The organism is Alicyclobacillus sp. TC, from assembly GCF_016804365.1.
Taxonomy (GTDB): domain Bacteria; phylum Bacillota; class Bacilli; order Alicyclobacillales; family Alicyclobacillaceae; genus Alicyclobacillus_I; species Alicyclobacillus_I tolerans.
Genome location: NZ_CP044434.1, coordinates 1,372,692 through 1,388,121, shown reverse-complemented (window position 1 = coordinate 1,388,121; position 15,430 = coordinate 1,372,692). Strand labels below are relative to the sequence as shown.

The 15,430-nt window shown below is 43.6% G+C and carries 15 protein-coding genes; 1 reads left to right on the top strand and 14 read right to left on the bottom strand.

Annotated elements, in window-relative coordinates:
• Nucleotides 1–23: 23 nt before the first annotated feature.
• From FY534_RS06780 to FY534_RS06715, 14 genes are all read right to left on the bottom strand, one after another.
• Nucleotides 24–542 (bottom strand): hypothetical protein, encoded by a 519-nt coding sequence (locus FY534_RS06780; RefSeq protein ID WP_072873190.1) that lies wholly within the window; start codon nucleotides 540–542, stop codon nucleotides 24–26.
• A complete protein-coding gene (locus FY534_RS06775; RefSeq protein ID WP_238413735.1) occupies nucleotides 539–709 on the bottom strand; it encodes a YpmA family protein in 171 nt (56 codons plus the stop codon). The genes FY534_RS06780 and FY534_RS06775 overlap by 4 nt, the downstream gene beginning before the upstream one ends.
• Before the next feature lies 1 nt (nucleotide 710).
• Nucleotides 711–1,523, bottom strand: a complete 813-nt coding sequence (surE, locus tag FY534_RS06770) for a 5'/3'-nucleotidase SurE (RefSeq protein ID WP_072873192.1) — start codon at nucleotides 1,521–1,523, stop codon at nucleotides 711–713.
• Between the two features lie 148 nt (nucleotides 1,524–1,671).
• Entirely contained in the window at nucleotides 1,672–2,970 is a 1,299-nt protein-coding gene (locus FY534_RS06765) for an amidohydrolase (RefSeq protein ID WP_072873193.1), read from the bottom strand.
• A 15-nt stretch (nucleotides 2,971–2,985) separates the two neighbouring features.
• Entirely contained in the window at nucleotides 2,986–4,053 is a 1,068-nt protein-coding gene (gene mtnA / locus FY534_RS06760) for an S-methyl-5-thioribose-1-phosphate isomerase (RefSeq protein WP_072873194.1), read from the bottom strand.
• 64 nt (nucleotides 4,054–4,117) lie between these two features.
• Complete coding sequence (gene mtnP, locus FY534_RS06755; RefSeq protein ID WP_072873195.1) at nucleotides 4,118–4,912, bottom strand: S-methyl-5'-thioadenosine phosphorylase; 795 nt, start codon at nucleotides 4,910–4,912, stop codon at nucleotides 4,118–4,120.
• A 53-nt stretch (nucleotides 4,913–4,965) separates the two neighbouring features.
• Nucleotides 4,966–7,800, bottom strand: a complete 2,835-nt coding sequence (locus FY534_RS06750; protein WP_203115486.1) for a helicase C-terminal domain-containing protein — start codon at nucleotides 7,798–7,800, stop codon at nucleotides 4,966–4,968.
• 13 nt (nucleotides 7,801–7,813) lie between these two features.
• Entirely contained in the window at nucleotides 7,814–8,620 is an 807-nt protein-coding gene (locus tag FY534_RS06745; RefSeq protein ID WP_072873197.1) for a tetratricopeptide repeat protein, read from the bottom strand.
• Nucleotides 8,621–8,753: 133 nt separating this feature from the next.
• Complete coding sequence (locus FY534_RS06740) at nucleotides 8,754–9,770, bottom strand: biotin--[acetyl-CoA-carboxylase] ligase (protein ID WP_165611936.1); 1,017 nt, start codon at nucleotides 9,768–9,770, stop codon at nucleotides 8,754–8,756.
• Nucleotides 9,754–11,058, bottom strand: a complete 1,305-nt coding sequence (locus tag FY534_RS06735) for a hypothetical protein (protein ID WP_203115484.1) — start codon at nucleotides 11,056–11,058, stop codon at nucleotides 9,754–9,756. Before FY534_RS06735 ends, FY534_RS06740 begins: the two co-directional genes overlap by 17 nt.
• Nucleotides 11,055–12,185 (bottom strand): N-acetyl-alpha-D-glucosaminyl L-malate synthase BshA, encoded by a 1,131-nt coding sequence (gene bshA, locus FY534_RS06730; protein WP_072873199.1) that lies wholly within the window; start codon nucleotides 12,183–12,185, stop codon nucleotides 11,055–11,057. The genes FY534_RS06735 and bshA overlap by 4 nt, the downstream gene beginning before the upstream one ends.
• A 60-nt stretch (nucleotides 12,186–12,245) precedes the next feature.
• Complete coding sequence (gene dapB, locus FY534_RS06725) at nucleotides 12,246–13,022, bottom strand: 4-hydroxy-tetrahydrodipicolinate reductase (protein ID WP_203115483.1); 777 nt, start codon at nucleotides 13,020–13,022, stop codon at nucleotides 12,246–12,248.
• A gap of 54 nt (nucleotides 13,023–13,076) precedes the next feature.
• Nucleotides 13,077–13,478 carry a hypothetical protein gene (locus tag FY534_RS06720; RefSeq protein ID WP_072873201.1) on the bottom strand — a complete coding sequence of 134 codons (402 nt, stop codon included), beginning with the start codon at nucleotides 13,476–13,478 and terminating at the stop codon, nucleotides 13,077–13,079.
• 62 nt (nucleotides 13,479–13,540) lie between these two features.
• Nucleotides 13,541–13,870 carry a nucleotide pyrophosphohydrolase gene (locus FY534_RS06715; protein WP_072873202.1) on the bottom strand — a complete coding sequence of 110 codons (330 nt, stop codon included), beginning with the start codon at nucleotides 13,868–13,870 and terminating at the stop codon, nucleotides 13,541–13,543.
• A 197-nt stretch (nucleotides 13,871–14,067) separates the two neighbouring features.
• Here FY534_RS06715 and ylbJ point away from each other — a divergent pair, with 197 nt between their 5' ends.
• Nucleotides 14,068–15,360 carry a sporulation integral membrane protein YlbJ gene (gene ylbJ / locus FY534_RS06710; RefSeq protein WP_370541553.1) on the top strand — a complete coding sequence of 431 codons (1,293 nt, stop codon included), beginning with the start codon at nucleotides 14,068–14,070 and terminating at the stop codon, nucleotides 15,358–15,360.
• Nucleotides 15,361–15,430 lie beyond the last annotated feature (70 nt).

The window sequence follows — 15,430 nt, the reverse complement described above, 5'->3', positions numbered from 1 at the left end:
TCATCTGCATTTAGTATAGCACGCTATAAAGTATGGTGTTGGAGCACATATTGGCAAATCAGGTCACCGTTTGCAGCATTAAAGTAATAATAAGTATTTTCACCTTGTTTTTTCCCGTAAACTTCCCAAACAGGTCCAGGATTGGTATTCATGTTTGCTGCATGCTCTTGATTCAACCAGCCTAAACTCAGTTGTGAAGGCTGTAAAGAGAATTTGCGGCAAATGGTCTCAATCTGTGTCGTATTAATGATATTTTTAGCGAGTACAGCATGTAGTTTTTGTTGGTCTGGAAAATAAAAAACAATCCAAGATTGGCCAAAAATATCCTTGCCAGTAAATACATTTTCCAAGCCTGATGCGGTAAACATTGTCGATGTTTCTATTTTTTCAATCGGTGAGTGATTCAAAACGTATTCTGCCGCTTGCGTTTCTTCCGACCAGTGACTTTGCAAAGTTTGCTCAAAATAGGTTGTCAAAGCTGCGGCGAGCAATAAAAGAAGAAAAAAAACGCTCAGACTGATAAAAAAAACTTTTCTTTTCATGACTCCTCAGAAGCCTTATACAGAGTAATTAACATTTTTCCTTCATTGGCAGTTGACTTTGACAACCCAAATATCACGTCTTTGTTCTTGAGATTGCGATTCAAAAAATCTACCAGTAAATATAAATCATCTACCGCTGTACATTCATGTGTTGCAATGATGGGCATTTTATTTTCCATAAGTCTTACGGACTTCCTTTCTATTAAACGGAAGTTCAGTTATGTCTGACTCTTCCAATTGCTGAATTAAATCATGCATCCATGATAATTCGCTGAATCTATAGCGCAAAGGCGTTACTGAAATTAAACCGTTTTGCACTGTCAGAACGTCTTTACGTTCTCCTTCGGGTTCCTCTACAGCTTCACCAGCATATCGGTAATAGACGCGCCCTTGCTCATCTGTTTTTTTGAAAAATTGATCGCGAAAGGTACGTGCGCCTAGTTCTGTAACTTGCCAAGCAGGTGCATCGTTGTCTAGCAGGATATGAGGTGGAATATTGACGTTGAGAAAAGTATCCGACGGAAAAGTCAAATGAACGACTTGTTTAAGGAGTTTTCGAACCGGATCGACCACTGAAGAAAATGTAAAAGGCGGTCCACAAAGCGACAATGCAACGGAAGGAATACCTTGTAGAGCAGCTTCACCAGCTGCTGCTACTGTTCCGGAATACAGGACATCTGTCGCCAAATTGGCTCCTTCATTAATTCCAGAAAGTGCAAGTTGAAACGATCCCATCTCAGTTACAGCCCATTTTACACAGTCAACTGGAGTACCGGAGAGAGAGAAGGCGGTTATTTGAGAATGATGCAAATGGTGCTCCTGGAGATACAGCCTGTTTCGAATTGTTATGGAGTGGCTAGCTGCACTGCGTTGACTGTCTGGCGCTACCACAACCACTTCTCCTAATTCTGCAGCAAGCTCAGCCAATATCTGTATGCCTTCAGCTTGAATACCGTCATCATTCGTAACAAGAATGCGCATGGTGTCTCCTCACTCTCTCAGGACTACACGGTGTTTAAAACTTGTCTAGTGGCTCGTATGTCCGCTTGCCGCTTTAGCATGATTTAAATTTAATACTAATGTCCTATCTTCTCTATTTCAATCGAACGGACAGTGTTTTGACATCGTTTCACTTGCGTGACAGATTAGAAGCAATTTGGCGAGCTTCATGAAGAACAGATTCTATATCAAAACGCGTCGGTTTTCCATCGGCCAATACATGCTCACCTGCCACAAAAACATCGGTGACATCGTCTGCCCCGCAAGCATAGACCAGATTGGAAATCAAATCATAAATGGGAGTCAAATGAGGACTATCGAGATTGAGCAAGGTAATATCTGCCGCTCTCCCCACTTCCAGTATTCCGAGTTTGTTTTCTTGAAACAGACAGCGTGCTCCATATTCCGTAGCCATAGCAAACGCTGTTGCGGCAGGAATGGTGGTTGCTTCATAGGAGATGCCTTTATGCAAAGTAGCGGCCAAACGCATTTCTTCAAACATATCGAGATTATTGTTACTTGCTGCCCCATCGGTACCTAAGCCCACAGTAATTCCAGCATCGAGCATTTTTGGCAATGGTGCAATGCCAGAAGCCAACTTTAAGTTGCTTTGAGGATTGTGCGCTACACAAACAGAATTCTCTGCCAATATGCTTATGTCTTCATCTGTTAGATGTACGCAGTGTGCCGCAAGTACTGGTACAGAAAATAGACCGCAGTCGCGCACTTGAGCAATCGGCGTCTTTCCCCATGTTTGGAGTGCCTGTTCAACTTCTGTTTGGCTCTCACTAAGGTGAATCTGCATGGGCAATTGCAATTCTTCAGCCAATTTAGCCAGTTCTCGCAAGTAGTCAGCTGGGCATGTATAAGGTGCGTGAGGTCCCACAGAAATTTGCAGTCTGCCATTTTCAGCGTTGTGCCAGGCTTTTGCCAAACTGCGAGTATTTTCAATTCCACGTTTACGATTTTCATCCGTGAATCCGACAGTTCCCCATGAAAGCATTGCGCGCATTCCCGAATTGGCCACTGCCTCGGCAGCATGATGCATCATCATGTACATATCTGTAAAGGTCGTGGTACCTGACTTAAGCATTTCATAACAGGCGAGCAGCGTTCCAATATAGATTGCCCGCTCTGTTAATTGTTCTTCCAATGGGAATATACGTTGATTGAGCCAGTCCATTAAAGGCATATCATCGCCTGCGCCACGCAGTAGTGTCATGGCAGCGTGTCCATGCGTATTGATGAGCCCAGGTATAGCCAATGAATGGGGACGTACAATTTTACGAGCGCCTAATAAAGGTTTCTTGTAGGTTCCTTCACCGATCTCCTCAATTTGTTGACCGTCAAAAACAAGGTATGCAGGACCAGAGATCCATTCCTGTGCATTTTTTACGAGTGCTCCGACTTCTAAAATGGTTTTCGTCATAGCGTCCTCCTGAAATTACATGGTAATGGAAGGAGTGTTTCGTTGATGTAAGCGCTCCAAGTCTGCTATAGATTCAATGACTCCTTCTTCTGTAAAAATTGCTGAGATCCATTCAAAAGGCGTTACATCAAAAGCTGGATTCCATACGCGAGCATTCTGAGGAGCAATTGGTGTTTTATTCCAAATTACCATTTCCTCAGCAGGTCGTTCCTCAATCGGAATTTTTTCACCAGAAGGAAGTGACCAATCAAATGTGGCGAGTGGCGCTGCCACGCAAAAAGGAATCTGGTGAGCTTTGGCCAGAACGGCCAGACTGTATGTTCCAATTTTATTCGCTGTATCACCGTTGCTGGCAATTCGGTCAGCTCCAACAATAACTGCATCAACTTTTTTCAAACGCATTGCTGCAGCTGCCATACTATCGGTAATCAGCGTATAGGGTATGTTTTCAGCTTCCAATTCATAGGCAGTCAAACGAGCACCCTGAAGATAGGGACGAGTTTCGTCTACAAATACGTTCGATATGCTTCCTCGTTCCTGCAGAGTACGGATAATGCCGAGCGCAGTTCCAAAATCTGCAGTTGCCAATGCGCCTGTATTACAATGAGTCAACAAAACCAGTGGTTGTTTTCCTCTTCTTTTCTGTAACCAATTGGCTCCATGAGCACCGATATTTCGGTTACTGAGTGAATCTTCCTGTTCTATTTTCCTGACTTTAGAGAGTAAATAACTTATCGTTTTATCGCTATCCTCCAGTTGTTCAGCACCTTTGAGCATTTCCTCCAGCGTGAACTGCAGATGAACAGCTGTGGGACGTGCTGCAATGAGCATTTTTTCAGCTCGTTTGAGTCGGGGCCATAAAGCTTCGTGATTTTTGACAGCCTGAATGGCAGCCAAAAGGATGCCGTACGCTGCAGTCAGTCCAATGGCTGGAGCTCCGCGTACAACCATGGCGGCAATCGCTGCTGCAACGTCTTCTTCGTTCAAACATTCTATCCAATTCGACTGATGCGGAAGAACTCGTTGATCGAGCAATTTCAATGTTTCTTTATGCTCGTCCCATTCAATAGCTCGTAGTGACATTCAATTATGTCTCCTTTTGTAAATTTGTTCTTGGCACCGGGGAAATTTTCCGAGATTATTTTTATTAAAGATGACTCATGCTTTGCACAGTTTGAGCACAAGAGCAAGGACGGTGTTGAAGATTATCCTCCTCTATCCAACGTTCCATAAGTTTGCGAACTCGTTCGATATTTTCTGACATGGTTGTGACCACTTCTTCATGGGTCAGTGGTTGTGTAGAAATTCCTGCCGCAAAATTGGTGACAATACCAATCGATGCATAGCAAATTCCAGCTTCTTTTGCCAAAACCACTTCAGGTACACTGGTCATTCCTACAACATCTCCGCCAATTTGTGCAAAGTAGCGAATTTCAGCAGGAGTTTCAAAACGGGGTCCTTCTGTACAAACATAAGTGGAAGAAGGTATTACATCTAGATTCTCCTGTTTGGCTGTTACATCGAGAGAAGAACGTACTGTTTGACAGTATGGATCGCTCATATCGATATGTACAACCCGCCCCTCTTCATAAAAAGTAGCTGGACGCGTGCGTGTAAAATCAAGAAAATCTGTTAGCAAAACGAGTTGACCTGGCCGAAGGGTTTTACGAAGTGAGCCTACAGCCGCCGTGGCCACCGCTTTTTGGACTCCCAGCAATTGCAATAACCTAATATTTGCCCGATAGTTGACAAGATGCGGAGGAGTTTGATGCTTTAAGCCATGACGCGGCAAGAAAGCGACACGTTTGCCTCTGATTTCTCCAATCATAGCTTGAGCATGTCCGTATTCAGTCATCTCTTCATAAACTTGTAAGTGTTCAAGCTGTCCTGCTGTATAAACACCTGTTCCGCCGATCACGGCATAGTCTGCTGTTGGACGCATCCATTTTCAACTCCAATTTCCTGATATGACGCATACTTGGAATGAGAGAACATTCAACCTGTTTCTTCATCAGAAGTTGGTTGTAAAAAACGTTGTACTTCTTGATAAATCGTTTCCTCGTCAGAAATGAGCGGGTGAACTCCCGGCAAAGCGTGCAAAAATGAAGATCCATAGCGTGCAGTCAAGATACGTTTGTCATAAATGACAACGACACCGCGATCGTCCTTTGTACGAATTAAGCGTCCGAATCCCTGGCGAAAACGAACAATGGCTTCCGGCAAGCTGTCTTCTAAAAAGGGATTAATCCCTTCTTGCTTCAATTGCTCATGACGCATTTCTGTTATTGGATGACTAGGCGGCGCAAAGGGCAATCGGATCATAGCCACCGTTGTCAACTCATCTCCTGGCAAATCGATCCCTTCCCAGAAAGACTGCGCTCCTAAGAGAACAGATCTTGGATGTGTTTTAAAAGCGCGCAGTACTTGAGTGCGATTGCCGTGTACTCCCTGTGCCAAAATATTGATGTTGGCCGCTTTTAAAGAACTCCGCATACGAGCAGCCGTCGCTTTTAGTAAAGCATGACTCGTAAAAAGTGCAAGCATGCGCCCTCCGCTTGCCATTGCCAGACGGCTTAATGCCTGACCTAGCCAATGAGCAGTTTCCTCCGGCGAAAGTTTAGACATCTCCGGTATATTACGTGGAACACAAAGACGCGCTTGTTGACCAAGATCAAACGGAGAGGGCAGTGTCGCTGTGAGCAAATCCTCTTCTTTTTCTAGTCCCAGTTGCCGTTTCGCATAATCAAACGACTGATTGACGGTCAATGTGGCTGATGTCAGGACAATGGAATCTTTCTTCTGAAAAAGTTCTCGACATAAAATATCCGATACATCGAGAGGAGCAAAATGTAAGGAAAGAAGTGGTTTTTCACGTGTTCCATTCTTTTCTAGCCAGCAGACTTCAGTTTCAGTGAGAAGAGGTAATTTAAAAAGAAGAGCGCATTGTGCCATGAGCTGTTCAAGATAGCCTAGAGCGTCCAGCATCCGGCCACCGCGATCCGTATCTTCGTCTTCTTCCCCCCACTTTTGCCAGCTATTTTTTTCTTCCTGCAAAGACACCATTCTATTTTCTAATTGTTTTTGTAAAGAAAGAAATTCTTCCCATTCTGGAGCCCGATAAATTTTATCTGAGAGACGAAGTTCCTTACTTTCGTTTGGAATCAAATTTGAAAATAGTAAAAATATCCTTTCCATAACTTGACGCAACGATAAAATGTGTTCTTCTGCTCTTTCAATTGATGGAATGATTCTTTCAGCTTGCGGTGAATCGGTATATTTACGTCGTAAATCTTGAAGTAAAGAGTGGCGGACGCCTTCTCTGGACAAGCGATAACTCAAACCTAAAAATTGAAGCCAGTGAACCTCAGATCCTAGATGTTTGGTTGCCACATCTCGCACGTGGTGCGCTTCATCCATAATTAAATAATCGAAACTTGGCAGTACGCGATGATCGGATTTTAAATCAGAGAAGACCAGTGAATGGTTGGTAACCACCAAGTCTGCCTGCTGGGCGCTTTGCTTAGCTTGGAAATAGTAGCAACGTTTAAAAAAAGCACACCGTTTGCCAATACATGAATCACTCTCACTTTGAATGCGTTGCCAGGTTCCAGAACTTGCAGCTGCTACACTGAGTTCATCTTTTAATCCTCTCTCTGTCTCCACCAACCAGCTCATAAACATCATGAATGACTGAATCTCATAAGAATCGGAGGTCATCATAAGCGAAGCTGATTCTTGGCGAATTTTACGCAAACAAGCATAATTGGTGCGTCCTTTTAAAACTGCAAGGTGTACTGGAAAAGGGAACATTTTTTTCAGAATTGGAAAATCTCTATGTTCAATCTGATCTTGTAGAGCAAGTGTATGAGTAGAAATAACCACTTTTTTTTCTGAGCTTTTGGCATATAACGCAGAGGGAACCAGATAAGCAAGCGACTTCCCTGTACCTGTTCCAGCTTCTATCATAAGATGTTGACCATTATCCAGGGCATCAGCCACCATTCGTGCCATGTCCATTTGAGCTTCTCGAGCCGCAAATTGTGAGAACATCTGTGGCAGGGGTCCTTCTGAAGAAAGAAGATGGGCCGATTTTTCCGGTAATGTTAATTCATTGTTCTCTAATAACGAATTAGAACCTTGGATTGTGTGATCTTCAGTGACTACTGCAAAACTAAGACCCTGAATCTGATCTAAGGGGCGAATGGCTTGAAAACTTTTCTCATTTTCAGCCAAAGTCCGAATTTCTTCAAAATATGCACCTACAGTAGGAGAAATAAAAGAAGCCAATCGGCAAATTTCCGACAGCAAATTTGTAGGCCATTTTCTGGAAGCTATTTCTTGAAGCTTTATCAAGAGTTCACCCGTAGCCTTAGCATCTGCAAGTGCCCGATGTTGCTCTTCATGAGTAATATCTAACTGCTTGACGAGAGCTGCCAAACTGTATTCACTATTTTTAGGTAAAATAATGCGAGCTATAGCCAAGGAATCTAGAGAGTTCTCTAATTTGGGAGAAGATATGCCTATTCTTCTGGCATTTGCTTCTAAAAATTGAATATCAAAACGTACATTGTGTCCTGCCACTGGAGATTGGCCTATAAAATCCAAAAAATCTGGCAATGCTTTTTCCACAGAAGGCGCGTCTATTAACATACTTTTATCGATCCCGGTCAATTCGGAAATTTGGTGCGGTACACCTTGATTCGGTTTGACCAGTGTAGAAAATTCATCAACTGCAATACCTTCTCGGAAGCGTACGCCAGCTAATTCAATAATTTCATCTTTATCCGGGCGAAAACCAGTTGTTTCTATATCTAGGACAACCAAATCCAAAAGTTTGTCCTCCTTAATGGACGCTATGTTGAGTATTGTACCATTTGTGCAAATAAACGTGCATGTGAGCGATTGGATGCTCTGGCTGAAGATAGAGCACTCTATGGCAATATTTTAAACCTTCTAAAGGACGCTGTAATCGGAATGCTAAAAAACTCCCTAATAAAGCTAAATATTCATGGTATGGAAATTGCTTAAGTGCTGCACGCACAATTTCCATTGCTCGTATATCATTGCCGCATTTGCAAAAAGTATAGGCAAGGAGTAATAGTGTATCAGCATCAGGTGGCGTGAGCCTAGCATAGCGGAAAAACACAAACAGTGCTTCGCGATATTTTTTTTCCGTTAGCAAACAGAGCCCTAATACTTTCCAGACTCCCCCATCCATAGGTTTATATTTAAGATATTGTCGCAAAGCCACAATCGCAGCTAAGTAATGATTTTGTTGAAGAGCTAATTCTGCTGATAATTGCCAAATGGAAGCTCGATATTTTGGGTTGGAAAAGGAAATTATTTCTTCTAAATAGATTTGCGCTTCGTCCAAATCATTTAGATAAATACAGCAAGATGTCAATAGACAATAGATGTCAGGGTGAGGATAGATGTTCGTGATTTTTTGAAAAATTTCCTTGGCCGATGTATAGAGTTGTAACTCATAATAAGCGCAAGCTTTTTGCAGTAAATCATGAGTAGGATTAGTTAATTGTGGATGTTGAATGGATATGGATTGAGTTTGCGCGAATTCAGACAAGCGTTTACTGTATACTTGCTGTTTGCCTGTCCTAAAGAGCTTTTTTGAAGAAGAACTTGGATGTGACACGCTCCTCACCTCCGTCGTTCTTGTTTAAACACAGGATGGTGCGACAGCGTTCTCCCTATGCCCGGCAAGTGCAGGCAATCCATGCAGTAAGATAGCATAGGGAGCGGCAAAAAGGCTCATCAGAGGTTGTGACTTAGTAACAAATGGTTTCTGAAGCAACAATTTCTCCAGATGGAACTCGAATTTCTTGACCGTTGTCCATTTTCATCAACAGAACACCATTTCTGTCTATCGATAGACACAATCCGCGCTTGCGTTCTGTACCCAGCTGCACTTCAATCCAATCTCCCAGATGTGCACAAAGGCTTAACCATTCTTCTTGAACTTTGGCAAAACCACCTCCATTTTCCACCAGTTCAGTATACATTGGATTGAATTCGTTCAGAATGGCCCCCATCACTTCAGCCCGTGAAAAACGTTGACCAGTTTCCATCTGTAAGGATGATGCTTTGTTTCTCAGTTCTGGCAAAATATCATTTTCAGTGAGATTGACGTTCATGCCTATACCAAGAATAACCGAATGCACATTTTCTCCGTCAGCTCGAATTTCAGCCAAGATACCGCAAATTTTTTTCTGATGGAGCAGAATGTCATTGGGCCATTTGATACGTGCCGGTAAACCAAAAGTATGTTCAAGCGCTCTCGCAGTAGCAACTCCTGCTAATAGTGTAATTTCGCCTGCTCTATGCAGTGGCAAAGGTCGCGTTAAAAGAAGTGACATCCAGAGGCCGCCAAATGGAGAAATCCAGGACCTTCCTCTTCTCCCCCGGCCACCGCTTTGTTCGTCAGCAGTAACTGCAGTACCATGGGGAGCTCCTTGGCTTAGTAATTCTGAAGCGATTGTGTTGGTGGAATGGACTCGGCTTCTGTGCGTCACTTGACGGCCTAAGGTCGTAGAATTTTTTAAATAGCGAACGACGACAGGCTGCAAAGGACAGTCAGGTATTTCTTTCAATGTATACCCACGTCTTGGAGCAGCATCAAATTGAAATCCTATTTCCGTTAAATATTCCATGTGTTTCCATATAGCGGTACGTGAGATACCGATCTCTCGCGAGAGTTGTTCTCCAGAAAGGGGTTCTCCTAGATGCTCAATAAACAGTTCGGCTAAATGTAGGCGGATATTCTCAGTATCACTTCTCCAAGTCATTGTTTTCCTCCATCTGCTTTTTAAGCCAATCAAGAATTATCGGTTTTTTATTGTCAACACGGCCTTCTATGACAGCATTTTGAGCCATAAATAAAGCTTGTCCAATAAGTGGGCCTGATAGAGCTAGATGTAAGGCTATGTCGCTGCCTCGAACAGCCAAATCTCGAATATGCTCTATGGGAAGCGTCTTTAGATGGGTTTGATATTTTTTGAATAATGGATGAACCGGCAAGTCTTTTTGCATAGCCAGAAGGGCTAGCAACATATGGGCATCCTTATGGCTTTTTTCTTTGATGATCAGTTTTTTAGCCAATAAAGGAATAAAGAGATCAACGGAGAGCGGAAGCAGTTCTTTCAATAACTCCAATCGTTCCATCCAACTTGTCAACCAATGTTTAGATTTTCCAAGGCTTCTTTGCAAATTTTGCAATGATTCCAAACTTGGTTTGGTTTTCGTTGCAGAATAAGCACGTAGGAGCCAAAGTCCAATCGCAATTTCTTGACATTCTTTTGCAGTAAAAGACTGTAATACTTGCAGCCAATTGTGCTCATCATGCTCTCTTGTTGCTATCATGCCATCTGCTAGTATAGACAAACCTGGATAAAGTGGATGACGTAACCAGAGTCCAGCACCAAGCTTAGGAGCCCAGGCGGTCCAATCACATTTGGCAAAGCGTAATAACTCTTGGTTCATCCGCTCTCGTGATAAGCACGAGGTCATGTGGGCGTTTTGACACATAGCTTGCCAAGTCATGGATTCTATTTCCAAGTCATAATCAGCCGCTAGACGAAAAGCTCGCAGATGACGCAAGGCGTCTTCTGCTAAACGTTGTTGCGGATTGCCTACCGTACGAAGGATCTTATTTTGAATGTCTATTCTACCATCGAACGGGTCAAACAACCTTCCGTTGCGATATAAAGCAATGGAGTTTATTGTATAATCCCGTCGGCTTAAGTCTTCATAAAGCGATTTTGTATATTCCACTAGTTCAGGATGTCTTCCATTGTTATAATGCTTTTCTTTCCGATAGGACGTAACCTCGCAAATTTCACCTGCTTCAATTACTGTAATGGTTCCATGACGCAATCCGGTAGGAATTGTATGTGAAAAAATTTTCTGCACTTGTTCGGGACGTGCGGAAGTTGCCACGTCCCAATCATTGATATTCCGGCCAAATAAATAATCGCGAATAGCACCGCCAACAATGACTGCCTCGTATCCAGCATCTTCTATACGTTTAAGAATGGAAAGAATCGATGGCGGTACAAAAGAATGAACGTCAATCACCGGCTTGCATCCTCAATGAGTCGTTGGTAAATTCGTTCATAATGAGCTACTTGCTCTGCAACATTGAACTGTGTTTCGGCAGTTTTTCTGGCACCAACGGATAACCGATGATATAAATTTTCGTCTGAAAAGAGGCGCAAGACAGCATTAGCCATTCCATCGACATCGCCAATGGGAAACAAAAATCCAGTTTCATTGGGTTTCACCACTTCAGGAATGCCCCCTGCGATGGAACCGACGACCGGAACTCCGCAAGCCATACTCTCCAGAGCAACCAGTCCGAAACTCTCTTTTTCTGATGGCAACAGGAATACGTCAGCTGCAGCAAAAAGCGAGGCTACTTCATCTTGTTTGCCCAGAAAGTTGACTTTTTCCTGTAGACCAAGTTGACGAACCAAATCTCTTGCTGCTGTAAGTTCTGGCCCTTCACCAACTAAAATAAGTCGACTATCGACTTGTTGAAGAACCTTTTGAAAGACGAGAATGACATCCGGTACTCGCTTAATTTTACGAAAGTTAGAAACGTGCATGAGCACACGCTCTCCAGGTCTGGCGAGACAGGCGCGCGTTTGTCGTTCACTTTGCGGACGGAAGATATCCGGATCGACAAAATTATATATACATTCGATTTCCTTTTCCGTGCCAAACAGACTACGCGTTTCCTCAATTAAACTGTGAGAGACGGCGGTTACAGCATCGCTGCGCTCAATACCAAGACGCATGACATTTTTGAGACTGCGATCTTGCGCGAGAACGGTCACGTCTGTTCCATGGAGCGTGGTTACTGTGCGCACTTTATTCTCTCCAAGCATCTCTTTGGCAAGAAAAGCGCAGACAGCAAAAGGCAAGGCGTAATGAGCGTGTAAAATATCGAGATGGTATTCGGCAACAACATCGGCCATCTTGGCAGCCAATGAGAAATCATATGGAGGTGTCCGCAAAACCGGGTACGATACAGTTTCTACTTCGTGAATATATAGGTTGTTACGAAATTCACCCAAACGAAAAGGAACGTCAGATACGATAAAATGAACTTCATGGCCTCTGGTGGCTAATGCTTTGCCCAGTTCTGTAGCCACGGCTCCTGACCCGCCAACTGTAGCATAACAACTGATACCAATGCGCATGGCTGTGGCCTCCTTTCTGTGTGAATGTCGTAGAGCCATACTCTCTCAAACGCTTCTCTGTCAAAAAAGTACATGTTCCAATCCATAAACCATACCTTTTAATTCTTTTACAGCCACACAAGCCTCGAGAATACCTGGCATAAAACTATCCCTGGACAGGGAGTCGTGACGGATAGTTAATAACTCTCCTACTCCGCCACACAGTACTTCCTGATGAGCGACAAGGCCCAGTAAGCGCACACTATGTATAGGTATACCAGCGACCATCATGCCACGACTTTGTAATGGCGGTTCAATCCGTTCAGATGGAAGGGCTTCGTCTGAAATCATTTCTGCTGTTCTGCGCGCAGTACCAGAAGGTGCGTCTTTTTTACCAGCATGATGGTATTCCACAATCTCGATATGTTGGAAAAAGCGAGCGGCTTCTTTGGCAAATCGCATCATCAGCAAAGCTCCCACTGAAAAATTCGGGCAAGCCAGACCGCCAATATCTTTTTCGCGACATGCTTGATCCCAAGCCTCCACTTGTTCCATATTGTAACCTGTAGCTCCGACAACAGGTGAAACTCCCTCACTAATAGCGATATCTACATGCTTTTTGACACTTTCAGCGTCTGTCAAATCGAGCCATACATCAGGCTCTGTCTGTTTTAAGAGCGATTGGACCTGACTCTCCACTACCACTTCTCGACCTTTTTCTATTGGCAAATTCTTAGGAGTATGTCGAACGAGACAACCAACCAATTGCAATCGCTCATCAGATTGAATAGCGGTTAAGGCAGCTTGTCCCATTTTTCCTGCAGCGCCCGCAACCACTACACGAATGGGTTTTGTCATCCATCAGAACTCCTTTCCTCTTTTCTTAGCTTGTCCAGCACAGGAAGTCTAGTTCTACGACTCCCTGCGTAAAAGATGTTGCAAATACTCATAGCCATGAAATGCTTCTACATTAAACGGATCGCGAAGACAAGCTTCGGCAAAATCTTTTGCCGCTTGTAGCTTGTTTCCATTTGAAAGCGCCCGATAGGCATTTTGTACAAGAATGGATGCGACAATTTCTTGCAGATTTTGTGCATACAATTCACAATCCGGCGCTAATTCCACGCTTATCTGCGCGAGTTGCAACGCCTTTTGATAGGCCTGATTGCGATGCATAGTCACAGAAGCGTGAAAATAATATTCTGGATTACTAGGATCGCAAAGAATTGCCTGAAGAAAAGATTGTTCCGCCCGATAAAAATTTTGTTCATAGAGATAGGCGTATCCTTCTTGCAAATAGTCCTCGCCGTTCACAGCGACTCCCCTCCACCAGCAACATATGCCGACGGAAATGAACATCGCTTGTACGTCTATCCCTATGCCTCTTTCCCATTTTTGCGCGTCCAACGATTGGCATCGCGAGTTTCAAATTTCTCCATGACGGCGACAAAAGCCTCTTCCAGCGAGATATTCAGTCGATTAGCGAGACAAGTTAAGACAAACAATATATCCCCTATCTCTAAAGCAATACTACCTTCAGGTTCACTCGATTTTTTGGGTTTCTCTCCATAGACATGGTTTATCTCGCGAGCAAGTTCCCCCAATTCTTCCGTCAACCTGACAACCAACGTCATCGGCTGAAAATAACCTTCCTTGAATTGAGAAATATAGTCGTCTACTCGTTTGGCAACAGCGGCAAGTTCCATTGTATGACCTTCTCCTTTTAGGATCATCGAATGAACTGACGAGCTAGTATGAATCTCGAGGCCCCATTGAGAAATTATACTGGTTCTTCTTATCAGCTGGCAAAAAAGTAACTTTCACATATTTGCGGACTTGCCTCATAAGATTTAACGGATAACTGTGGACAAAGAGAGCGCCATAATCGAAGGAGTTGGTTGTTTTGAGCAGGGTAAGCAGAGGCAGGGGGTCGACATTGCTTTTGGCTGCCATGGCCATCATTTTTACCATTGCATTGTGCGTGTATCCCAAACAGGGATTTGAAGCAGGTATGTCAGGACTGAAAGTATTTTGGGATGTGGTATTTCCCTCACTCTTGCCGTTTTTTATTTTGTCAGAATTATTGCTAGGTCTTGGTGTTGTACGAGGATTTGGTGTTTTATTAGAACCTCTGATGCGTCCACTCTTTAGTGTTCCAGGGGTAGGTGCTTTTGCACTTTCCATGGGGCTTGCTGCTGGGTATCCCATGGATGCAGTCATTACAGCCCGTTTTCGAGAAACAGGTCAGTGTTCGCGTATAGAGGGAGAACGTTTACTGGCTTTTACGAATACGGCCGATCCGCTTTTCATGTTTGGGGCAGTTGCTGTGGGCATGCTCAAATCCCCTGCACTCGGCGGACTTATTGCTCTGGCACACTACATTTCTTCCTTTTTGGTAGGTGTTTTCTTTAAATTCTGGGGACGTAAGGAAGAAAGACTCAACAAACAACAGGCATCTGTAAGCGTCCATACTGAACAGCAAACGAATCCATCAAGCCCTCGTCCCTTTATTCTCAAAAGAGCTTATCAAGCGATGTTGGAGGCTCACGAAGAAGATGGTCGGCCTTTTGGGAAACTACTGGGCAATTCTGTTACTGAATCCATTCAAACCCTTCTTATGATTTGTGGATTTATTGTTTTTTTTGCAGTACTTATTGAAATCTTGCATCTGTCTGGATTGATGACGCTCATTGGCTGGCCTTTGATGTATGTATTTCATTTCTTCGGACTGAATACTGGATTGGTACATCCAATGCTTGCCGGTGTGTTGGAGCTAGATATCGGATCGGCTCAAGCTGCAGCCGTGGCGGCCCCTATGATTCAAAAATTAGCCGTTATCAGTGGTATTATTGCTTGGAGCGGTCTAGCAGTTCATGCCCAGGTTGCCAGTGTTCTGACACAAACGGATATCCGCATGAAACCTTATTTTTTGGCTCGTCTGTTGCATGCTGTTCTGGCAGCATTGATTACTGTTATTCTCTTTAAAGCAGGTCTTGCGAAGGAAGTTGGTCCAGCAATAGCTAATATTTCACCAGCTTTTGCTATGTGGACTCATTCAACAACCAGCAAATCCAGCACTATGCCCTATTGGTCTCTGGCATGGCAAAATTTGCATATCTGGGTTTTATCACTGGTGATCATGCTTTTTGCAGCATTTGCATTCCTCGGTTGGCAGCGGCGTCAAATCAATGGTTGATAGCTATGGATAAAGAAGCATTAAAAGACCTCCATCTCCACAATGTGTGGATTTGGAGGTTTTTTGATAC